Annotated in this window: 16 protein-coding genes; 14 read left to right on the plus strand and 2 right to left on the minus strand. The window is 67.2% G+C overall.

The genetic code is table 11. From position 1 onward, the window contains the following. The first annotated feature begins 17 nt into the window (after window positions 1–17). From sbcD to PSELUDRAFT_RS14985, 7 genes are all read left to right on the plus strand, one after another. A complete protein-coding gene (gene sbcD, locus PSELUDRAFT_RS14955; RefSeq protein ID WP_088967592.1) occupies window positions 18–1,247 on the plus strand; it encodes an exonuclease subunit SbcD in 1,230 nt (409 codons plus the stop codon). Then, window positions 1,244–4,678 (plus strand): AAA family ATPase, encoded by a 3,435-nt coding sequence (locus tag PSELUDRAFT_RS14960; RefSeq protein WP_088967593.1) that lies wholly within the window; start codon window positions 1,244–1,246, stop codon window positions 4,676–4,678. Before sbcD ends, PSELUDRAFT_RS14960 begins: the two co-directional genes overlap by 4 nt. A 198-nt stretch (window positions 4,679–4,876) precedes the next feature. Then, window positions 4,877–5,593 carry a DUF5602 domain-containing protein gene (locus PSELUDRAFT_RS14965; RefSeq protein WP_231895232.1) on the plus strand — a complete coding sequence of 239 codons (717 nt, stop codon included), beginning with the start codon at window positions 4,877–4,879 and terminating at the stop codon, window positions 5,591–5,593. 197 nt (window positions 5,594–5,790) lie between these two features. Then, on the plus strand, window positions 5,791–6,063 hold the full coding sequence (locus tag PSELUDRAFT_RS14970; protein WP_088967595.1) for a DUF4242 domain-containing protein: 273 nt from the start codon (window positions 5,791–5,793) through the stop codon (window positions 6,061–6,063). Window positions 6,064–6,087: 24 nt separating this feature from the next. Continuing rightward, window positions 6,088–6,801 (plus strand): gamma-glutamylcyclotransferase, encoded by a 714-nt coding sequence (locus tag PSELUDRAFT_RS14975; protein WP_088967596.1) that lies wholly within the window; start codon window positions 6,088–6,090, stop codon window positions 6,799–6,801. A gap of 120 nt (window positions 6,802–6,921) precedes the next feature. Next, window positions 6,922–9,957 (plus strand): PAS domain S-box protein, encoded by a 3,036-nt coding sequence (locus tag PSELUDRAFT_RS14980; protein WP_162291267.1) that lies wholly within the window; start codon window positions 6,922–6,924, stop codon window positions 9,955–9,957. Beyond that, the gene (locus PSELUDRAFT_RS14985) at window positions 9,954–10,991 is read left to right on the plus strand and encodes an HD domain-containing phosphohydrolase (protein WP_088967598.1); all 1,038 of its coding nucleotides are present in this window, start codon (window positions 9,954–9,956) and stop codon (window positions 10,989–10,991) included. The genes PSELUDRAFT_RS14980 and PSELUDRAFT_RS14985 overlap by 4 nt, the downstream gene beginning before the upstream one ends. Before the next feature lie 29 nt (window positions 10,992–11,020). On the opposite strand, the gene PSELUDRAFT_RS14990 is transcribed toward PSELUDRAFT_RS14985, so the two are convergent. Beyond that, entirely contained in the window at window positions 11,021–11,884 is an 864-nt protein-coding gene (locus tag PSELUDRAFT_RS14990; RefSeq protein WP_088967599.1) for a LysR family transcriptional regulator, read from the minus strand. 248 nt (window positions 11,885–12,132) lie between these two features. On the opposite strand from PSELUDRAFT_RS14990, the gene PSELUDRAFT_RS14995 reads away from it, so the two are divergent. The 4 genes from PSELUDRAFT_RS14995 to PSELUDRAFT_RS15010 all read left to right on the plus strand — a co-directional run bounded on the left by PSELUDRAFT_RS14995 (window position 12,133) and on the right by PSELUDRAFT_RS15010 (window position 16,703). Further along, on the plus strand, window positions 12,133–13,374 hold the full coding sequence (locus tag PSELUDRAFT_RS14995; protein ID WP_088967600.1) for a cyanate transporter: 1,242 nt from the start codon (window positions 12,133–12,135) through the stop codon (window positions 13,372–13,374). A 91-nt stretch (window positions 13,375–13,465) separates the two neighbouring features. Next, a complete protein-coding gene (locus tag PSELUDRAFT_RS15000; protein ID WP_088967601.1) occupies window positions 13,466–14,233 on the plus strand; it encodes an ABC transporter substrate-binding protein in 768 nt (255 codons plus the stop codon). 67 nt (window positions 14,234–14,300) lie between these two features. Further along, entirely contained in the window at window positions 14,301–15,509 is a 1,209-nt protein-coding gene (locus tag PSELUDRAFT_RS15005) for an amidohydrolase family protein (RefSeq protein WP_088967602.1), read from the plus strand. A gap of 78 nt (window positions 15,510–15,587) precedes the next feature. Then, the gene (locus PSELUDRAFT_RS15010) at window positions 15,588–16,703 is read left to right on the plus strand and encodes an extracellular solute-binding protein (RefSeq protein ID WP_197693883.1); all 1,116 of its coding nucleotides are present in this window, start codon (window positions 15,588–15,590) and stop codon (window positions 16,701–16,703) included. 78 nt (window positions 16,704–16,781) lie between these two features. On the opposite strand, the gene PSELUDRAFT_RS15015 is transcribed toward PSELUDRAFT_RS15010, so the two are convergent. After that, on the minus strand, window positions 16,782–17,720 hold the full coding sequence (locus PSELUDRAFT_RS15015; protein ID WP_088967604.1) for a LysR family transcriptional regulator: 939 nt from the start codon (window positions 17,718–17,720) through the stop codon (window positions 16,782–16,784). A gap of 221 nt (window positions 17,721–17,941) precedes the next feature. Here PSELUDRAFT_RS15015 and PSELUDRAFT_RS15020 point away from each other — a divergent pair, with 221 nt between their 5' ends. From PSELUDRAFT_RS15020 to PSELUDRAFT_RS15030, 3 genes are all read left to right on the plus strand, one after another. After that, the gene (locus PSELUDRAFT_RS15020) at window positions 17,942–19,021 is read left to right on the plus strand and encodes a C45 family peptidase (RefSeq protein WP_088967605.1); all 1,080 of its coding nucleotides are present in this window, start codon (window positions 17,942–17,944) and stop codon (window positions 19,019–19,021) included. 149 nt (window positions 19,022–19,170) lie between these two features. Next, entirely contained in the window at window positions 19,171–20,508 is a 1,338-nt protein-coding gene (locus PSELUDRAFT_RS15025; RefSeq protein ID WP_197693884.1) for an MFS transporter, read from the plus strand. Between the two features lie 20 nt (window positions 20,509–20,528). Continuing rightward, the gene (locus tag PSELUDRAFT_RS15030; RefSeq protein ID WP_088967606.1) at window positions 20,529–21,635 is read left to right on the plus strand and encodes a polyamine ABC transporter substrate-binding protein; all 1,107 of its coding nucleotides are present in this window, start codon (window positions 20,529–20,531) and stop codon (window positions 21,633–21,635) included. Window positions 21,636–21,656: the final 21 nt, after the last annotated feature.

A 21,656-nucleotide genomic window follows, 5' to 3' on the forward strand; every position in this document is an offset into this window, starting at 1 on the left:
CACTGTCACCTCCCGCTATGCGCATCCTTCATACCTCCGACTGGCACCTGGGCCAGCACTTCATGGGCAAGAGCCGCCAGGCCGAGCACCAGGCTTTCATCCACTGGCTGCTGCAGCAGGTTGCCGCGCAGCAGGTGGATGCGGTACTGATCGCCGGCGACGTGTTCGATACCGGCACGCCGCCCAGCTACGCCCGTGAACTCTACAGTCAGCTGGTGGTGGCGCTGCATGCGGCCAACGTTAGCCTGCTGGTGCTGGGCGGCAACCACGATTCGGCGGCCACGCTGGGCGAAAGCCGCGCGCTGCTGGCCTGCCTGGGCGCCAGCGTGGTGCCGGCGGTGGCGGCAGCACCGGCCGAGCAGGTGTTGCTGCTCAAGCGCCGCGACGGCACGCCGGGCGCCATCGTCTGCGCGATACCGTTCATCCGCCCGCGCGACGTGCTGCAAAGCCAGGCCGGGCAGAGCGCCGAGGACAAGCAGCTTGGCCTGCAGCAGGCGATCCAGCAGCACTACCAGGCGGTGTACCAGGCCGCCTGTGCGCAGCGCGAAGCCTTGCGCATGCCGCTGCCCATCATCGCCACCGGCCACCTCACCACCGTGGGCGCCAGCGCCAGCGAGTCGGTGCGCGAAATCTACGTTGGCGCGCTGGAAGCCTTCCCCACCAGCGCCTTTCCGCCGGCCGACTACATCGCACTGGGCCACATCCACCGCCCGCAGCTGGTGGGCGGGCTGGAGCACATCCGCTACAGCGGCTCGCCGATTCCATTGGGCTTCGACGAAGCCGGCCAGCAGAAGCAGGTGCTGCTGGTGGACGTGGACAGCCTGGGGTTGATGGCGGTAACGCCGTTGCCGGTGCCGTGCTTCCAGCCGCTGCGGACGCTGCGGACGCTGCGCGGCAACCTGGCGGAACTGGCCGGCGCCATTGCTGAGGCGGCCGGGCAGGGTACGGCGGAAAAGCCGGTGTGGCTGGACGTGCAGGTGCAGGGCGACGACTACCTGTCCGACCTGCAGCAGCGCATCCAGCAGCTGGTGGGCGAGCTGCCGCTGGAGGTGCTGCGCATCCGCCGCGAACGGGCCAATGCCGGTGCGGCGCTGGAAGCCACCGCACGTGAAACCCTGGCCGAGCTGACGCCGCAGGATGTATTCGAGCGCCGCCTGGCGCAGGAGACACTGGATGCGCCGCTGCTGGAACAGCTACAGGCGCGCTACCGCCAGCTGCTGGCCAGCCTGCAGGAGCAGGACGCATGAAGATACTCAGCCTGCGGTTAAAGAACCTCAACTCGCTGCAGGGCGAGTGGAAGATAGACTTCCGCCTGCCGCCGTTCAGCGACAACGGTCTGTTCGCCATTACCGGCCCCACCGGCGCCGGCAAATCCACGCTGCTGGATGCCATCTGCCTGGCGCTGTACCACGAAACGCCGCGGCTGAAGACCATCTCCGCCAGCAGCAACGAGATCATGAGCCGCCACAGCGCCGACTGCCTGGCCGAGGTGGAATTCGAAGTGAAGGGCCGGCTGTACCGCGCTTTCTGGAGCCAGCGCCGCGCCCGCGACAAGGCCGATGGCGCACTGCAGCCGCCGCGGGTGGAGCTGGCGGACGGCGACGGCAGCATCCTCACCAGCCACAGCAACGACAAGCTCAAGCGCATCGAGGCGATTACCGGCCTGGATTTCGCCCGCTTCACCAAGTCCATGCTGCTGGCGCAGGGCGGCTTTGCCGCGTTCCTCAATGCCAGTGCCAACGAGCGTGCCGAACTGCTGGAAGAGCTGACCGGCACCGACATCTACGGCTTGATCTCGCAACGGGTGTTCGAGCAGGCCCGCGATGCGCGCAGCGCGCTGGAGCAACTGCAGGCGCGCGCCGAAGGCGTGGAGCTGCTGCCGGAAGCCGAGCGCGGCGCCATGCAACAGCAGCTGGTGGCGGGCGATGCCGAGTTGGCCGCATGGCAGCAGCAACTGGCGCAACTGCAGCAGTGGCGGCAGTGGCGCCACGAACTGGAACAGGCGCAAAGCGCTGCCAGCCTGGCCGGGCAACAGCAACAGGCCGACAGCGACGCCTGGCAGCAGGCCGCGCCGCAGTTGCAGCCCTTGCAGGATGCCGCACCGGCCGAGGCGCTGCGGGTGCCGCACCAGGCCTGGCAGGGAGCGCTTGCCCGCAGCCGGCAGGCGCAGGCGGCGCGGGATGGCGTGCAGCAGCAACTGGCTGCCAGCCGGCAGCAGAGCGTGCTGCTGCACGGGCAGGCGTGCGTGTTGGCCGCAGAGCAGGCCGCAGGCGAGCAGCAGGCGCTGCATGCCGTGCAGCAACAGGCTGCCACGGTGGCGCAGTGGCTGCAGGCGCATGCACCGTTTGCCGTGCTGGGCGAGAAACTGAGCGGCTGGCACAGCCAGCAGCAGCAAGGTCGGCAGTTGCAGCAGCAACAGCAGCAGCTTGCCGGCCAGCAGGCCGCGGCAAGTCAGCAGCAGGCCGAACTGGAGGCGCAGCTGGCCGCCGCGCAGCTTGAGCGCCAGCAACTGGTTCAGCAGGCAGAACTCGGCCGCCAGGCCACCGCCAGCGCCGAGGCCGCGTTGCAGCAGCAGTTGAGCGGGCGCAGCCTGGCCGAGCTGCGTGGCGACTGGCAGCAGCAACAGCGCCAGCAGCAGGCATGGCGCGAACTGCAGCAGCAGGCACTGCGGCTGTCCGGGCAGCAAGCGCAGCAGGCACAGTGGCAGCAGGAGTTGGCCGCACGCGAGCAGCAACTGGCCAGCGAGCAGGCGGCACTGCAACAGCTGCGCCATGACTACGCCGGGGTAAAGGAACAGGTGGCCGACAAGCGCCGCCTGCTGCTGCAGGAGCAGCGAATTCACAGCCTGGAGGCGCAACGCCGCCAGTTGCAGCCGGGCGAGCCTTGCCCGCTGTGCGGCTCGCACGAGCACCCGGCGGTGCACGCCTACCAGGCGCTGGATGTCTCCGCCAGCGAGCAGGCGCTGCAGCAGAAGGAGGCCGAGCTGCAGCAGCTTACCGAGGCCGGCAGCGCCGCCGCCAGCCAGCTCAAGGCGCTGCAGCAGCGTCAGGCGGAGCAGGCCGAGGCGCTGCAGGCATTGCAAGCCGCGCTGCAGCAGGCCATTGCCGATTGGCGGGAGCAAGCGGCTGTCGCCGCATTGACTGTCGATTGGCCGCAGGGCACCGAACTGCAGCAGCAACTGGATGAGGCAGCGAACGCTGAAGCTATGTTGGCCGCAAGGCTGGCGGCAGCGGAAGCCGCACAGCAGGCATTGCAGGCCGCGCAACAGCAGGCCGGCGAGCTGGACAGCCAGTTGCAGGCGGCCGATGCCCGGCTGGCACTGCAGCAGCAGGCCTGGCAACACGCCGGGCAGAGCGTGGCCGAACTGGCCGCGCAGCATGCCGCGCTTGGCACGCAGAGGCAGGCGCTGCAGCAAGCACTGCAGCAGGATATCCAGGCGGCGGGGCTGCTGGCCGAGGCCGGCCAGGATGCCGCGCAGGAGGCTGATCTGGCGCCGTGGTTGGCCGCACGTCAGGCCGATTGGCAGCTATGGCAGCAGCAACAGCAGGCAGCACAGCAGTGGCAACTGGAACTGGAGCGGGCACAGCAGCGCAGCCAGCAGGCCGCACAGCAGGCGCAGCACTGGCAGCAGCGCTGGGATGCGCTGGCCGCCGGGGGGGCGCCCGCTACGCCGGCAGGCGGGCTGACACTGGCGGATTGCAGCCAGCAACTGACACAGCTGGAGCGCGAGCTGGCCAGCCTGCAAGGCCAGGCCAGCCAGCTGGCGCAAGACCTGCACTCTGCGCAGCAGCAGGCGGATGAGGCGGCGCAGCAGTGGCTGGCTGCGCTGCAGGCCAGCCCGTTTGCCGACGAGGCGGCCTTTCTTGCCGCACTGTTGCCGGAGGCGCAGCGGCAACAGCTGCATGCGCTGCAGCAGCAATTGCAAGCGGCGCTGCAGCGCAGCCAGGCACTGCTGCTGGCGGCCCGGCAGCGGCTGGATGCCTTGCAGGCGCAGGCGCTCACGGCATTGCCGCTGGCCGAGCTGGAGGCGCAACTGGCGGCACTGGATGGCCAGCGCCAGGCGCTATCCGCCGAGCTGGGCGCGCTGCAGGCGCGGCTGGTCGACGATGCCGCGCGCCGCGAACGGCAGCAGGGGCTGCTGCTGCAGATCGAGCGCCAGGCTGCCGATTGCGATATCTGGCAGCGGCTGAACAGCCTGATCGGCTCGAAAGAAGGCGACAAATACCGCAAGTTCGCCCAGGGCCTGACGCTGGACCACCTGGTGCACCTGGCCAACCGCCACCTGGCGCGCCTGCATGGCCGTTACCTGTTGCAACGCAAGGCCGGCGGCGAGCTGGAGCTGGAAATCGTGGACAGCTGGCAGGGCGATGTGGCGCGCGATACCCGCACCCTGTCCGGCGGCGAGAGCTTCCTGGTGAGCCTGGCGCTGGCGCTGGCCTTATCGGACCTGGCCAGCCACAAGACTTCCATCGATTCGCTGTTCCTCGATGAAGGCTTCGGCACCCTGGATGCCGACACGCTGGAAGTGGCGCTGGACGCACTGGATGCCATCAACGCCGGCGGCAAGTCGATAGGGGTGATCAGCCACGTGGCCGGCATGCAGGAACGCATTGCGGTGCAGATCGCCATTCGCAAGGGCAGCGGGCTGGGGGCCAGCACGCTGGAAATACGCGGCTGATAGCCTGCTGCGGGGCGCCGGGCCTCGGCGATGCCGGCCGGGGCGGCAAGCTGGAAAAGGCCGGATCTTTCACTAATATGCAAACACACTTATTGCCATGTATTTAGAGTGGCGATAGCCGGGTTCATATGAGGGAGATCACGCATGCTTACTCAGCAAGGATGCGGCCAACGGGCAAGCCTGTTTGCAGCCGCCGTCATGATGCTGGCCACGGGCCTGGCCCAGGCCGACACCAGTTACCAGGGCCCGCCGGTGCGCATCGGCAAGGGCAGTGCGCATACCGTGGTGCACGTGGACGACAGCGGCAAGGCCGTTGCCGTTGGCCTGGTGCTCAGCGCGGCGGCCTTGCAGGGGCTGCCTAAGCCGACCGGGGAACACACCGATTTCGCCTACCAGCTGCGCATGCCGGCCAAGGGGCCGAAAACGGTGGTGGACCACGTGGTGGTGAACTGGGAGTCCACCGGCCACCCGCCGCCCAAGGTGTACGACGTGCCTCACTTCGACTTCCACTTCTACCTGGTCAGCCGGCATGAGCAGATGCAGGTGAGCTTCAACAGCGAGGCGGAATCCGGCGACCCGGCGCAACAGCCGCCAGCCGAGCTGCTGCCTGCCGGCTACGTGGTGCCGCCGGGCACCGCGGTGCCACAGATGGGCGTGCATGCCATCAACCCGGCGGCCGGCGAGTTTCAGGGCCAGCCGTTCACCGCCACCTTCATCTACGGCTACCACCAGCAGCAGCTGACCTTCCTCGAACCGATGGCCTCGCTGGCCTTCCTGCAGTCGCAGCCGGATTTCAGCGCCGCGGTGCCGCGCCCGGCCAGCTACAGCAAGCCCGGCAGCTACCCTGCCAGCTATAGCGTGCGCTACCAGCGCGCCAGCAAAAGCTATGAAATCCTGCTGAGCGAGCTGCAGTGATGTAGCTCGTCTGCCTGGTGCGGCCGGCCTGGCAAAAACCCCGGCCGGCAGCGGGGGAGTGACTATTATTCCCGTACAGGTGCCGGCAATGCCGCCGGCAACATCGCCCGGCGGCCAGCGCGCTGGCGCGGGGCCGGTACACCCTGGCCGCAGGCCTGCGGCCAACCTTGCCCGATAGCCAACCCGAGGAGCAAACCATGCCCAAATACGTGATCGAACGGGAGATACCCGGAGCCGGCAAGCTGACGGCCGAAGAGCTGCACGGTATTTCCGCCAAGTCCTGCGGTGTGCTGCAGGAGCTGGGCCCCAGCGTGCAGTGGCTGGAAAGCTATGTAACGGACGACAAGATCTACTGCGTCTACATTGCGCCGAACGAGGACATGGTGCGCGAGCACGCGCGGCGCGGCGGCTTTCCCGCCAACAGCATCGCCGCGGTGCGCAGCGTCATCGACCCGACCACCGCCGAGTAGCCGGCCACCAAACAGGGCGCCGGCATGCGCAAGCAGCACAGCAAGGGGAGGCCGCTGCGGCTGACTGCCGAACTGGTCGCCCGGGTCGAGCGGCTGGAGCCGGACCCCGGGCCGGAGCCCGGCACCAGCGAGCATAGCGATGCCGAATTCACCGCCTGGGCGCAGGCGCTGCTGGACGAGCAGCCAGCAGGCGAGCTGTGGGTGTTCGCCTACGGCTCGCTGATCTGGAGCCCGGAGTTCGCGTTTGAGGAAAGCCGGCGCGCCATTGCCCATGGCTGGCACCGCGCCTTCTGCTTCCGGCTCACCCGCTGGCGCGGCACCCGGGAACTGCCGGCGCTGATGCTGGCGCTGGATCGCGGTGGCAGCTGCAGCGGCGTGGCCTACCGGCTGCCCGCCGGCGACCGGGCAGGGCAAGTGGCGCAGCTGCTGCGCCGCGAGGTGGATGCCAAGCCGGCCACCAATGTTCCGCGCTGGTTGCAGGTACGCACCAGCGCAGGGCTGGTGCGTGCGCTGGCCTTCGTGGCGGCGCCGTACGGGCTGGCCTATGCCGGCAGGCTGCCGCTACCCCAGGTGGCCCGCGTGCTGGCGCGCGCAGCCGGCCACTGGGGCTCGGCCGCGCAGTACCTGTTCAATACCGTTACCGCGCTGGAGCAGCACGGCATCCACGACCGGAATCTGCATGCCATCCAGCGCATGGTGGCGGCGGAAATCGCGGCCCTGCCTGCGCGGCACGATTGAGCGCGCCATCCACATGTTTTTATCAAATGCGGCAGGTTTAGCGCGCTGGCATCGCTGCACTATAGTTAAGCCCGGACATCAGCCCATGCCGTGAGGCAGCCGCCAGGGAAGGAGAGCCGATTGAAAGCCGCCACCCGTTCGATTGTCAGTGCCGTGGGGACCATCAGCATCGATGAGCAGGGCCAGATCCGCTCCTTCGATGCGGTGTCGGAGCGCATCTTCGGCTACAGCCAGCAGCAGGTACTGGGGCAGAACGTGGCGCTGCTGATGCCGCAGCCCTACTGCCGGGAGCACGACGGCTACCTGGCGCGCTACCTGCGCGAGGGCGGGCCGCGGGTGATAGGCCAGGGGCGGGAGGTGCTGGGCCGCCACCGCGACGGCCACGACTTTCCAATGTGGCTGGCGGTAAACGAGGTACGGCTGGGCAGCGAGCGGGTGTTCGTCGGCTGCATCGTGGAGCTTACCGAGCAGAAAAGCATCGAATCCGACCTGGCGCGCAGCCTGGAAACCACGCGCGCCATCCTGGATACCGCCATCAACCCCATCATCACCATTGATGCCCACGGCCGTATCGGCTCGTTCAACCCGGCGGCGGAGCGGCTGTTCGGCTACACCAGCAGCGAAGTGCTGGGGCAGAACGTGAAGATCATCATGCCGCAGCCCTATCACTCGGCGCACGACGGCTACCTGTCGCGCTACCTGCGCGAGGGCAACCCGCACATCATCGGCAAGGGCCGCGAGGTGATGGGGCGCAAGAAGGACGGCGCCACTTTTCCGATGCACCTGTCGGTGGGCGAGATGGACGTGGCCGGCGAGCCGATGTTCGTCGGCATCATCGTCGACATCACCGAGCGCAAGGCGGCGGAGCTGGAGCTGGCGCGCAGCCTGGAAACCACCCGCGCCATCCTGGCCACCGCCATCAGCCCCATCATCACCATCGACGCCGTCGGCCAGGTGTGCTCGTTCAACCCGGCGGCGGAAAAACTGTTCGGCTACGCCAGCAGCGAAGTGTTGGGGCAGAACGTGAAGATCATCATGCCGGAGCCCTACCGCAGCGAGCACGACGACTACCTGTCACGGTATCTGCGCGAGGCCAGCCCGCACATCATCGGCAAGGGCCGCGAGGTGGTTGGCCGCAAGAAGGACGGCTCCACCTTTCCGATGCACCTGTCGGTGGGGCAGATGGACGTGGCCGGCGAGCCGATGTTCGTCGGCATCATCGTGGACATTACCGAGCGCAAGGCGGCCGAGGCCGAGCTGCTGCAGCACCGCGACCGGCTGGCGGAGATGGTGGCCGGCGCCACCGCCGAACTCAAGCAGGCCAAGGAGGATGCCGAGGCCGGCGCGCGCGCCAAATCGGCGTTTCTTGCCAATATGAGCCACGAGATACGCACGCCGATGAACGCCATCATCGGTTTTGCCGAGGTTGTGCTGCAGGACGCCGCGCTGAGCGACGGCACCCGCGGCCACGTCGGCACCATCCTGCGCGCCTCGCGCTCGCTGCTGGGCATCATCAACGACGTGCTGGACATCTCCAAGCTGGAAAGCAACAAGTTCGAGCTGGAAGAAGTGCCGTTCCACCTGCCAAGGCTGCTGACCGACCTGCAGCAGATCGTGGAGCAGCAGGTGGCGGAGAAGGGGCTGCAGTTTCACTGCTACCTGGCCGACGAAGTGCCCAAGCGCGTGGTGGGCGACCCCACGCGGCTGCGCCAGGTGCTGCTCAACCTCATCGGCAATGCCATCAAGTTCACCGAGCGCGGCGAGGTGGTGCTGCGGGTGGTCTGCGACGAGCAGCCGGGCTTCCTGCACTTCGCCATCCGCGACACCGGCATAGGCATGACCGATCAGCAGCTGGCCAAGGTGTTCGAAGCCTTTACCCAGGCCGACATCAGCACCACCCGCCACTTCGGCGGCACCGGCCTTGGCACGGCCATCAGCAAGCAGCTGGTGGAGCAGATGCACGGCAGCATCTGGGCGCAAAGCGTGTGGAAGCAGGGTTCCACCTTCCACTTTACTGCCAGCCTGCCCTTGGCCGCACCGGAGCAGCGCTGCATCAATGAAAGCGAAACCCTGGTGGAGGACTACCGCTCGCCGCGCAGCTTCAACGTATTGCTGGCCGAGGACATCGATACCAATGCCTCGCTGGTGACGCTGCGGCTCACCCAGCAGGGCCACCACGTGGACTGGGCGCGCAATGGCCGCGAAGCGGTGCAGGCGGTGCTGCGAGGCGGCTACGACCTGGTGCTGATGGACGTGATGATGCCGGAGATGGACGGGCTGGAAGCCACGCGCCGCATCCGCGCACACGAGGCGCAGGCCGGCAGCCGCAGCAGGCTGCCCATCATCGCGCTGACCGCCAGCGTGATGCGCGAGGATCACAAGCGCTGCCTTGAAGCCGGCATGACGCGGGTGGAAAACAAGCCCATCGACTTCAACGCCATGCTGCGTGCCATGGAGCAGTCGGTGCCGAACAGCGCCGGCCAGTACCGCACGCCGCCGCAGGAGCAGCTGCTCACGCCCACCGCCGCCGGCCACGACCTGGCTGCGGTGGATCAGGTGGCGGACGTGCACAAGGCGCTATCCATCTGGCAGGACCGCCAGATCTACCGCGAGGCGCTGCAGCTGTTCGCCGCCGACCAGCCGCAGGACATGGCGCAGCTGCACGCCGCGCTCACCGCCGCGCCGCCGGATCTGCACGCGGCCTACCGCCTGCTGCATTCGCTCAAGGGCAGTGCCGGCAACCTGTACCTGAGCCGCGTCGCCCGCTTGGCGGTGGCGCTGGATGCCCAGGTCAAGACCATGCTGCAGGCCGGCGGCGGCGTCAGCGGTTTCGACCACGTGCTGCTGGCCGAACTGGATCTGGCAATGAAGCAGGCGCTGGCGGCCATAGCCAGCCTGAACACGCCGGCTGCCGTGGCGCCGCCGCCGCTGCCGGACAGTCTGGACATTGCGCACATCAGTCAGCTGCTGCTCGACCTGGAGCGGCAGCTGTCGCTGCTCAACCCGGACACGGTGGAGCCGGTGCTCAACAGCCTGGGCTGCCACCTGCCAGCCGAGCAGCTGGCGCCACTATGGCATTCACTGCAGGCATTCGATTTCGACGGCGTGCGCACGCAGATGCGGCGCCTGTGCAATGAGCTGGGGCTGTCGATATGAAAAAGATACTGGTTGTGGACGACGAGCCGAACAATCTGCAGCTGTTGCGCCAGGTGCTGCGCGAGCATTACCAGCTGTGCTTCGCCACCGACGGTGAAACGGCGCTGGCGGCGGCGGAACAGCAGCGCCCGGACATGGTGCTGCTGGACATCATGATGCCGGGCATGGACGGCTACGAGGTGTGCCGGCGGCTGAAGCGCAATGCCGCCATCGGCCACATCCCGGTGATCTTCATCACCGCCATGAGCGAAAGCGAGGACGAGGCGCGCGGTTTCGACGCCGGCGGTGTGGACTACATCCAGAAGCCGGTTTCCGCACCGGTGGTGCTACGCCGGGTGCAGACGCACCTGTCGCTGGTGCGCGCCCGCTCACTGGAAGACAGCCAGCGCGAAACCATCTACATGATGGGCATGGCCGGCCACTACAACGATATCGACACCGGCATGCACATCTGGCGCATGGCGGCCTACTGCAGCTACCTGGCACGGCTGGCCGGCTGGCCGGAGGACGAAGTGGAGCGCATCGAGCTGGCCGCGCCGATGCACGACACCGGCAAGATAGGCATACCGGACCGCATCCTAAAAGCGCCGCGCCAGCTGAACGATGCCGAGTGGCAAATCATGAAGACCCACTCCCGGATCGGCTACGACATCCTGTGCCGCGGCCATTCGCCGCTGTTCGCGCTGGCGGCACAGATCGCCCTCAGCCACCACGAGCGCTGGGACGGCAGCGGCTACCCGCAGGGGCTGGCCGGTGCGGCTATTCCCGAATGCGGCCGCATCGTGGCGCTGGCCGACGTGTTCGACGCGCTCACCACCAAACGGCCGTACAAGCAGCCGTGGAGCATAGAAACCGCCGCTGCCGAGATTGCCCTCGGCGATGGCCGCCACTTCGACCCGCAGCTGGTGGCGCTGTTCAGCGCCAATCTGGACGGCTTTGCCGCCATCAAGCACGACTGGGACATCAAGGAAGCCGAGTTGCAAGCGCCCGGCCTGAACATGCTGCGGCTGCACGAACAGCAGGCGATGGGCTAGGGCGCCGGCCTGGCTGCCGCATCAGCGCATCACCTCATTACCTCATCACACAGCGCCACCAGCCTTGCGGCCAACGCCTTCACCCGCTGGTGCGGCTCCGGCCGGCAGTGCAGTACCAGCTCCAGCGGCGGCAGCGCGGCAAAGCCTTGCGTCTCGTCCAGCCGCACGTGGCCGGCGCCGGCCAGGCGCGCCGGCAGCAGGCTCACCCCCAGGCCGCTGGCCACCGCCGAGCGCAGGCTGGCCAGGCTGGCGCTGCTGTAGCTGATGCGCCAGCGCCGGCCGCAGCTTTCCAGCGCATGGATCATTTCGTCGCGATACAGCCCCCCCACCGGAAACACTACCAGCGGCAGCGGGTCCTGCTGCCAGCAGGGGTGTGCCTGGCTGTCCAGCCAGGCCAGCGGCTCCGGCCAGGCGCCGGTGCCCAGGGTGTGGCCCTGGCGCTGCTTGATCAGCACCAGGTCGTAGCTGCCGGCGCAGAACTGCTGCCATAGCGTGTTGCTCAGCCCGCTGGCCACTTCCAGCCGCAGTGCCGGGTTGTCGCGGGCAAAGCCGGCCAGCAGCGGGGTGAGCAGGTCGGCGGCGAAGTCTTCCGGCACGCCGAGGTGGATTTCGCCTTGCGCCTGGTTGTCGCGCATGTCGGCTACCGCTTCCTCCATCAGCGTCAGCAGTTTGCGTGCGTGCACCAGCAGGCAGGCGCCGCTTTCCGTGGTCACCACGTAGCGGCCGCTGCGGTCCAGCAGCTCGCAGCCCAGGAGTTCTTCCAGCCGGCGCAGATGCTGGCTGACGGTGGACTGGCTCAGGTGTACGCGGTCGCCGGCACGGGTAAAGCTGCCGCTTTCCACCACCGCCACAAAGCTCTTCAGCAATACCGGGTCCAGCAGCAGGTTTGTCATTGCGTTTTCCACTAGTGGCTAGTTGAACATTTAATTTCTCAATTCTATATCCGCTCCCTAGACTGGGGAACAGATAAACGGGTGCCTCGAAAAGCACCGGTTTCCAAGCAAGACAAGGCGCGAATGAAAAACTCCGACGCCGCATAGGGTTGCTATGTCAGGAGGAGTTTTTCGTGAGCAACGCAGTATCACAACGAAAGCGGGCGTTTTTCGAGGTGCCCGAACAACACCGCACCCTGGAGCAGCAAATGACATCGAGCCCACGCCATCTGGCGCAACAAGCAGACGCAGCAAGCAGGAGCGGCAGTATCAGCCACAGCCGCGTGCCGCTGACGGAGGCCTTGCTGCTGCTGGCGCTGATCGCGCTCAATCTGCGCCCGTTCCTGACTTCGGTGGGGCCGGTGCTGGAGCTGCTGCGTGCCGATACCGGGCTTGGCTACCGCGCCGCCTCGGTGCTGACCGCCTTGCCCTTCGTGCTGATGGGCGTGCTGGCCTTTGCCGGTGCACGCCTGGCCGGTGGCATCGGCGAGCGCCGCACCATTGCCGTGGCGCTGCTGTTGCTGGCTGCCGGCTGCGCCGCGCGCTGGTGGGTGCAGGGCGGTAGCGGGCTGATTGCCAGTGCCGGGCTGGCCGGCGCCGGCGTGGCCGCCATCCAGGCGCTGATGCCCGGCGTGGCCAAGCGGCTGCTGCCGCAGCATGTCGGCCTGGCCATGGGGGTGTATTCCGCGGCGCTGGTGGGCGGTGGCGCGCTGGGCGCCATGGGCAGCCCTTGGCTGGCGCAGCAGGGCGGCTGGCGGCTGGCGCTGGCGGCATGGCTGCTGCCGGCATTGCTGGCGCTGCTGCTGTGGCTGCATCGCGCCGAGCAGGCGCCGCAGCAGCACAACTACTGGCAGGGCAGCCTGCTGCCCTTTGCGCGCAACCGCCGCGCCTGGCTGCTGGCGCTGTATTTCGGCTTCACCAACAGCGGCTATTCCAGCTTGGTGGCCTGGTTGCCATCGTTCTACCGCGAAGCCGGGCTGCCCACGCAGACTGCGGCCAACCTGCTGGCGGTGCTGGCAGTGTTGCAGGCGCTGGCGGCGCTGGCGTTCCCGCTGCTGTCGCGCCGCCATGGCGATCACCGTTACTGGCTGTGGCTGGCGCTGGCTTGCCAGGCGGCGGGGCTGGCCGGGCTGGCGTGGGCGCCGCTGGCGGCACCGTGGTGCTGGGTAATGCTGGCCGGCGTTGGGCTGGGTGGGTTCTTTTCGCTGTGCCTGCTGCTGGTGCTGGAGCATCTGCCGGATGCCGGCAGTGCCGGCCGGCTGGCCGCCTTCGTGCAGGGCTGCGGCTTTCTGCTTACCGCCGCCGGCCCCTGGCTGATGGGCTGGTGGAAGGAGCGCGGCGGCCAGTTCAGCGGCGGCTGGCAGTGGCAGCTGGGCATCGTGCTGGCGATGCTGCTGCTGACGGCAAGGTTTTCTCCGGCCAGCTACCCGCGAGCCATGCGCGGTCTGTAGGCCGGATTAAAGCGGCAGCCATGCTGCCGGGGACAGGTCGGCAATAACAGGACAAGCCGACCGCTACATAGTAGACAGAGGAGATTGCACCATGAAGAAACTCACCCTGGCCATCATGCTGGCCTGCGCCGCCGGTACGGTGGCAGCCAAGGACTGGAAAGTCATCCGCTTTGGCGTCAACGCCAGCTATGCGCCGTTCGAATCGCGCTCGCCCAGCGGGCAGCTGATCGGCTTCGACATCGACCTGGGCAATGCGCTGTGCGCAAAACTGAAGGCGCGCTGCGTGTGGGTGGAAAACGCCTGGGACGGCATCATCCCGGGGCTGCAGGCCAAGAAGTTCGACGCCATCCTGTCGTCGATGGCGGTAACCGACAAGCGCCTGCAGCAGATCTCGTTTACCGAGAAGATCTACAACGTGCCGCCGCGGCTGGTGGCCAAGAAGGGCAGCACCCTGCTGCCGACCATCGAACAGCTGCGCGGCAAGCGCATCGGCGTGGAGCAGGGCTCCACCTCCGAAGCCTACGCCAAGGCCTACTGGGAGCCGCAGGGCGTTACCGTCAGCTCCTACCAGACCCAGGACCAGGTGTACCAGGACCTGACCTCCGGCCGGGTGGATGCGGCGTTCCAGTCGTCGGTGCAGGCCGACATCGGCTTTCTCAAGACCGCTGCCGGGCGTGACTACGCCTTTGCCGGCGGCGGCGTGAGCGATGCCAAAATCCTGGGCGTGGGGGCCGCCATCGGCCTGCGCAAGGACGACGGCGACCTGGCGCAGCTGTTGAACCGCGCGCTGAACGAACTGCACAAGGACGGCACCTACCAGCGCATTTCCCAGAAATATTTCTCCTTCGACATCTACTAAGCTGCCACCGGCGGTGCGGCCAACCTTTTCCGCTTGCACCGCCGGCAACAACAGGAGCAACAGCGACATGCATCAATCCATCTGGCTGCGCAATGTGCGCCCCTACGGCGGCGCGGCCGAAGACATCGAAATCGTGAACGGCCGCATCGGCCAGCGGCGTGCCGCGCAGAACGGCCCGCTGGCCGGCGGCGACATCGACGGCGGCGGGCGGCTGCTCACCCTGCCGCTGGTGGACGCGCACACCCACCTCGACAAGACGCTGTGGAGCCTGCCCTGGCACTCGCACACTGCCGGCGACAGCCTGCAGTCGCTGATCGACAACGAGCGGCGCATCCTGCGCGAAACCAGCGTGCCGATCGCCGTGCGCGCCGGCGCGTTGCTGGAACACTGCATCGCCCGCGGCACCCAGTTGCTGCGCTGCCACGTGGATGCCGACCCGGCGCTGGGCTGGGAGCACATCGAGGCCACGCTGCAGCTGCGCGAGCGCTATGCCGACCTGATCGACATCGAATTCGTGACCTTCCCGCAGGGCGGGCTGACCATTCGCCCCGGCGCGCTGCAGCTGATGCGCCAGGCGGTGGAGGCCGGCATGGAGGTAGTGGGCGGGCTGGACCCATGCGGCATCGACAAGGACCCGATTGCCCACCTGACGCAGATTTTCGAGCTGGCGCGCGAGTACGGCCGCGGCGTGGACATCCACCTGCACGACGGCGGCGAGCTGGGGCTGTGGCAGGTGGCGCGCATCTGCGACTTCACCGAGCGCTACCAGCGCCAGGGCAAGGTAGTCATCAGTCACGGCTTCTGCCTGGGCATGCGCCCGTGGGACGAGGTGGCACCGTTGGCCGCACGGCTGGCGGCAAACGGCATCTCCATCGCCACCACCGCGCCGGGCGAAGTGGAAGCACCGCCGTTCGATGCGCTCAGCGCCGCCGGCGTCAACATCTGCCTGGGTAACGACGGCATCCGCGATGCCTGGTCGCCGCTGGGCAACGGCGACATGCTGGAGCGGGTGATGCTGCAGGCCTACCGCTTCTATGTGCGCACCGATGCCGGCCTGCAGGCCGCCTTCGATGCCGGCAGCGTCAACGGCGCCCGGGCGATGGGCCGCAGCGACTTCGGCCTGGAGGCGGGGCAGCGTGCCAGCTTCCTGCTGTTCGATGCCGAGACCCTGGGCGAGGCCATCGTGATGCGCCCGCCGGATCGCACGGTGATCCGCGACGGCAGGGTGATCGCCCGCGGCGGCAAGCTGCTGGAAAGCCGCCTGCCTGGCGCGTAACAACACCGATTTTCGTCGTAGCAGCAAGCAAACGGCCGGTGAGCCGTGCAGCAATTTTGTCGTCACATGGAGAAATACATGAAATCCGCATTACACAACAAGGGCGTCGCCACCCTGTTAGCGGCAGGCGCGCTGACACTGGCTACCGGACCGGCCCTGGCGGAAAGCCAGGTGGTCAACGTTTACAACTGGGCCAATTCGATAGGCAAGGACACCGTTGCCAACTTCGAAAAAACCACCGGCATCAAGGTGGAATACCAGACCTTCGATTCCAACGACACGGTGCAGGCCAAGCTGTTGACCGGCAGCGCGCAGTACGACGTGGTGGTGCCGTCCAACCTGTACTGGACGCGGCAGATTCCCACTGGCGTGTTCCAGCAGATGGATCTGAAGAAGATTCCGAACTACGGCAAGCTCGACCCCAAGATCATGAACATTCTCAAGTCGGCGGACCCGACGCAGCGCTACGGCCTGCCGTGGGCCTGGGGTACCGACGGCATGGGCATCAACGTGGAAAAGGTGCAGGCGGCGCTGGGCAAGAACGCGCCGCTGGACAGCCTGGCGCTGTTCTTCGACGTCAACAACCTGAAGAAGCTGAAGAGCTGCGGCGTGTCCATCGTGGATGAGCCGCTGGACGGCTTCGGCATTGCGCTGCTGGCGCTGCACAAGGACCCGAACACCACCAATCGCAAGGATTACGACGAAGCCTACAAGCTGCTGAAGACGCTGCGCCCCTATATCACCCAGTTCAATTCCAGCACCTATATCAACGATCTGGCCGGTGGTGACGTATGCCTGGCGCTGGGCTGGTCCGGCGATGTGAACGCAGCGCGGCGCGCGGCGCTGGCGGCCAAGAAGCCGTACCACATCCGCTACGTGATTCCCAAGGAAGGCGCCGCGGTATGGTTCAACATGATGTCGATTCCCAAGAACGCGCCGCACCCGGATGCCGCGCACAAGTTCATCAACTTCGTGCTGTCCGAGCGTGAAAGCGCCAACCTGACCAACGACACCAACTATCCGTCGGCGGTGCCTGGCGCCAACCCGCTGGTAAGCCCGGAAGCGCTGGCCGACCCGATGATCTACCCGACGCCGGAGGTGTTCCGCCGCCTGTATGTGGGCAAGCCGGTGGCGCCGGACCTGATGCGCTACCAGAACCGGCTGTGGACGCAGCTGAAGAGCGGCATCAACTAAGCCGCGCTGTTGCCGTCAACCCGCCCCGCCAGCTGCTGGCCGGGCGGGTTTTTCATGCGGCCAACGTTGGCCGCATGGCTAGGGATGCGGCAGGGATGGGGGCGGAATCAGCTCGCACTCCTGCAGGTAGCGCTTCAGGATATCGATGAACTCGCGCACCTTGCGGGTGCTGCGGCGGTGCGGCAGGTACAGCACATGCACCCAGGGGCCGAAGGCGCTTTGCAGCCGCCACTGGCCCACCATCACCTCCATCAGCTCGCCGCGCCGCAGGTAGGGCGCCGCGCTCCAGTTGGGAATGAACTGCAGGCCCTGGCCATCGAGCAGGCAGCCCAGCAGAAAGTCGTAGTTGTCACTTTCCAGCCGTGCCACCGGCTGGCGCAGGCGGATGTTCTCGCCGCCGTAGCTCACCCACCAGAAACTGCGGCTCACCAGCGGGTGGCGCAGGATCAGCCAATCGTGCCGGGTGTAGTTGTCCAGCGTTACTTCCCGCCCCTGGCGCGCCAGGTAGGCCGGGCTGGCGCATAGCAGCAGGCGGTTTTCCAGCAGCGGCTGCACGATCAGCCCCGGGTGCTCGGTGGGGTCGTCGCGCAGCGCCAGATCGTAGCCGCCGTCCAGCAGGTCGTCGTTATTGTCGTTCAGGTCCACCTCCAGCCGCACCTGCGGATGCGCCTGCATGAAGCGGCCGCATACGCGGCTCAGAAAGGCCGGGGCGAACGAGGGCGGGGCGGTGATGCGCAGGCTGCCGCGCAGCTCGTGCTGCAGCTGTTCGATCTCCTCGCCGGCCAGCTGCAGCTGCATCAGCGCCTGGCGGGCGCTGTCCAGGTAGATGCGTCCTGCCTCGGTCAGCGCCATGCGCCGGGTGGTGCGCTCGAACAACCGTGCGCCCAGCTCCGCTTCCAGCTGCGCCACCGCCTTGGTGACCGCCGACGGCGTCTTGCCCAGCTGGTCGGCCGCCAGACTGAAGCTGCCGTGTTCGGCGGCGGCCACGAACATGCCCAGCGCACTCATCTTGTCCATTACTTGTTCCCGATAGGCACAAAAGTTATGCAAGAACCGCGAATGATCTTGCCCTGCGTGCTGATTACCATGCCGCAATAACAGCGATAGTTCAAGCCGGCATCGTCAACCGGCACTGGCAGCAGTGGCGCAATTTATGCCTGTTAGGCAACTGTTCGGCCAGGCTTGCCAGCCGGCAACGCGCTATCGCCCCGCAGATCACAACAGCAGGAGACTTCCCGGTGAACGTCCATACCTTTTCCACCGACACCCCGGACGCATTCTTTCGCGGCCACCAGATCGGCAGCCGCTGGCAACAGCAGATCCAGCGCAGCGTGGCGCTGTACCTGGGCTTCTTCCCGCGCCTCGGCATTGCCAGCGAGCAGGTGCGCGCCATTGGTGACGCCAGCCTGAGCGCGCTGGAAGACTGGGCGCCGGAGCTGGCCGAAGAAATCAAGGGCGTGGCCGCCGGCGCGCAGCTGCCGCTGTGGCAGCTGGCCTGCCTGAACGCCCGTACCGAGGTGCTGGCCGCCGCGCCGGCCAGCAAGGAAGGCGAGTGCTCCACCACCGTGCATGCCCCGGCCGGCAGCCGCGCTCCGCGCACGCTGCAAACCTGGGACTGGCACGACAGCCTGGTGCCGGACGGCCTGATCATGCGGCTGAGCACCCACCAGGGCATGACGGTGAAGCTGTTCACCGAGTTCGGCATGCTGGGCAAGATCGGCGTCAACAGCGCCGGGCTGGGTCTGCATTTCAATATCCTGCACCACGCCAGCGACAACGCCCACGGCGGCGTGCCGGTGCATGCGGTGGCACGGCGGGTGCTGGAAGAAGCGCGCAGCGTGGCCGAAGCCATCGAGCTGGCGCGCTCGGCGCGGGTCAGCGCCTCCACCGTGCTGACGGTGTTCAGCTGCCAGGACGAAGCTCCGGCACGCGCCGCCAGCATCGAGCTGAGCCCGGCGCGCACCGGCCTGGTGTACCCGGACGCCGCCGGCTGGATCCTGCACACCAACCACTTCATCGAAACGGAACAGAGCCTGGGCGAGCGCACGCCGGACGTGTCCACCACCTATGCGCGCTACCAGCACCTGCAGGCCGTGCAGGGCGACATGGTGGCCGACGACATCCGCACCCGCGCCGCCGCCATGTGCGGCCCGGCCGGCGCCGACGCGCCGATCTGCTTCCACCCGGACATGTCCATGCCGGACACCGAGCGCTGGGAAACCCTGCTCACCATCGGCATCGACACCGAGCAATGCCGGCTGCTGTATGCGGCGGGCAACCCGACCACGTTGGCCGCAAACGGCTACCAGCAGTTCTGATCGCAGCCGCCGCGGCAGTGTCTTTTGATGGCTGCCAAAAGGCATTGCCGCGGCGCTGAACGCACGGCTGCCCGCATGGAGCGGCCGGCAACACAATACCCGCCCCTGTTACGGCAGGAGGCGGCACACAAGCACGCAACAGGAGAAACATGATGGTTGGAGACAAAACAGGGCAGGCTGTCGGGCGCGGCGCGCTGCGCACCTTCTGCGTGTCCGGCATGGGCACGGCGCTGGAATTCTACGATTTCGTGATCTACGGCTATGCGGCGGCACTGGTGTTCCCGCAAGTGTTCTTTCCGGGCATGGACAAGCTGGTGGCCACGCTGATCGCCTTTGCCGCCTTCGGCACCGGCTTCTTTGCCCGGCCGGTGGGTGGCATGGTGTTCGGCCACTTTGGCGACAAGTATGGCCGGCAGAAAGTGCTGGTGGCCACGCTGCTGCTGATGGGCGCCAGCACCTTCCTGATCGGCTGTCTGCCCGGCTACGGCAGCATCGGCGTTGCCGCACCGGCGCTGCTGGTGGTGCTGCGCCTGATCCAGGGCTTTGCCGCCGGCGGCGAGTGGGGCGGGGCGGCGCTGTTCGGCATCGAGCAGGCGCCGGAAGGGCGTCGCGGGCTGTGGGGCAGCTTCACCAGCATGGGTATCGGCATCGGCTTCCTGCTGGGCGCCGGGGTGTTCGCCATCATCAGCGAAGCCACCAACAACCAGCTGGCCGATTTTGCCTGGCGCATTCCGTTCTGGCTGGGTGGCCTGCTGGTGCTGGTAGGAATGTATGCCCGCATGCGCAACCTCGGCCAGCATGGCGACAGCCACGCCAAGGCGGGAAAACTGCCGCTGCTGGAAGTGTTGCGCCACCACCCGCGGGCGCTGCTGCTGAGCGCGGGCGTGGCCTTCGGCTACATCACCATTGCCTATATCGGCAGCACCTTCCTGGTGTCCTACGCCACCCAGCTGGGCTATAGCGATGCCCAGTCCCTGGTGTTCGACCTGATCAACTCCGCCACCATCATCGTGTCGGCACCGCTGTGCGGCCACCTGTCCGACAAGTACGGCCGCAAGCCGGTGATGATCTTCGGCGCCGTGGCCATGGCGGCGTGGTTCTTTGCCTTCTTCCCGCTGGTGCAGCTCAAGCAGTGGGAGCTGACGCTGTTTGCCTATGGCATGGTCGGCGTGCTGATGGGCGTGACCCAGGGGCCGATTCCCGCCTTCCTCGGCGAGCAGTTCCCCCGGCGTGTGCGCTACTCCGGCATCTCCTCTGCCTACCAGCTGGGCGCGGCACTGGGCGGCGGCACCGCCTCCAGCATTGCCACCGCCATCCTGATCCTCACCAACAAGAGCCCGCTGGGCGTGGCGCTGTACGGCGCGGCGGCGCTGGCGCTACTGGCACTGTGCAGCTACGGCCTGCGTGAAACCGCGCGGCTGAGCCTGCAGGACATCGACGAACAGCAGCCGGCCCGCCCGCGCGCTACCCGCCCGGCCTCGGCCTGAACCCGCAGCAAGGAACAACCATGTACAAGCATCGCGCAGCAAAACTGGCCCTGGGCATGGCACTGGCCGCCGCCAGCCTGACAACGTTGGCCGCAGCCAAGCCGGCCGCCGGTCTCAACGTCTTCAACTGGGGGGATTTCATTGCCAGGGACACGGTGGCCAATTTCGAGAAGCTGTTCGGCACCCATGCCGAGTACGACACCTACGACAGCGACGACGTGCTGCAGGCCAAGCTGCTGGTGGGCCACACCGGCTACGACATCGTGGTGCCCAGCTCCGGCTCGCTGGCCAAGCAGATCGAGATCGGCCTGTACCAGAAGCTGGACAAGCGCAAGATTCCCAACCTGGCCAACCTCGACCCCACGCTGATGAAAATGCTGTCCGCCGCCGACCCCGGCGGCCAGTACGGCGTGCCGTGGGCCTATGCCGCCACCGGCATCGGCTACAACGTGGCAGCGGCGAAAAAGGCATTCGGCGACAAGGTGCCGGATGGCTGGAGCCTGGTGTTCGACCCGGCGCAGCTGGGCAAGCTCAAGGGCTGTGGCGTGTCGTTCCTGGACAGCCCTGGCAGCATGTTCCCGGCGGTGCTGCAGTACCTGCACAAGGACCCGAACAGCACCAACCCCGCCGACTACCAGGCCGCGCTGGCGGTGCTGCAGAAAGTGCGCCCCTATGTGCGGCAGTTCAACTCCTCCAGCTATATCAACGACCTGGCCAATAACGACGTGTGCGTGGCAGTGGGCTGGTCCGGCGATGTGGGCATTGCCGGCCGCCGCGCCAGGGAAGCGGGGCGCCCGTACGACATCCGCTACCTCAACCCGAAAGAGGGCGGCTTCATGTGGTTCGACGTGATGGTGATCCCCAGGGACGCGCCGCACGCCGACATGGCGCACAAGTGGATCAACTACATCCTCGACCCCAAGGTCAGCGCCAGCATTACCAGCGAGGTGTACTACCCCACCGCCAACCGCCTGGCACGCCAGCACCTGCCGGTATCCATCATCAACGACCCGACGGTGTTCCCGCCGCAGGCCGAGCTGCTGAAGATGGCGGTAATGAAGCAGGTGCCGCCGGAAATCCAGCGCCTGCAAAGCCGGCTGTGGCAGAAGCTGAAATCCGGCAACTAAGCCGACCGGAGGGGCGCGCCA

It is taken from the genome of Vogesella sp. LIG4, from assembly GCF_900090205.1.
In the GTDB taxonomy this organism is placed as follows: Bacteria; Pseudomonadota; Gammaproteobacteria; order Burkholderiales; family Chromobacteriaceae; genus Vogesella.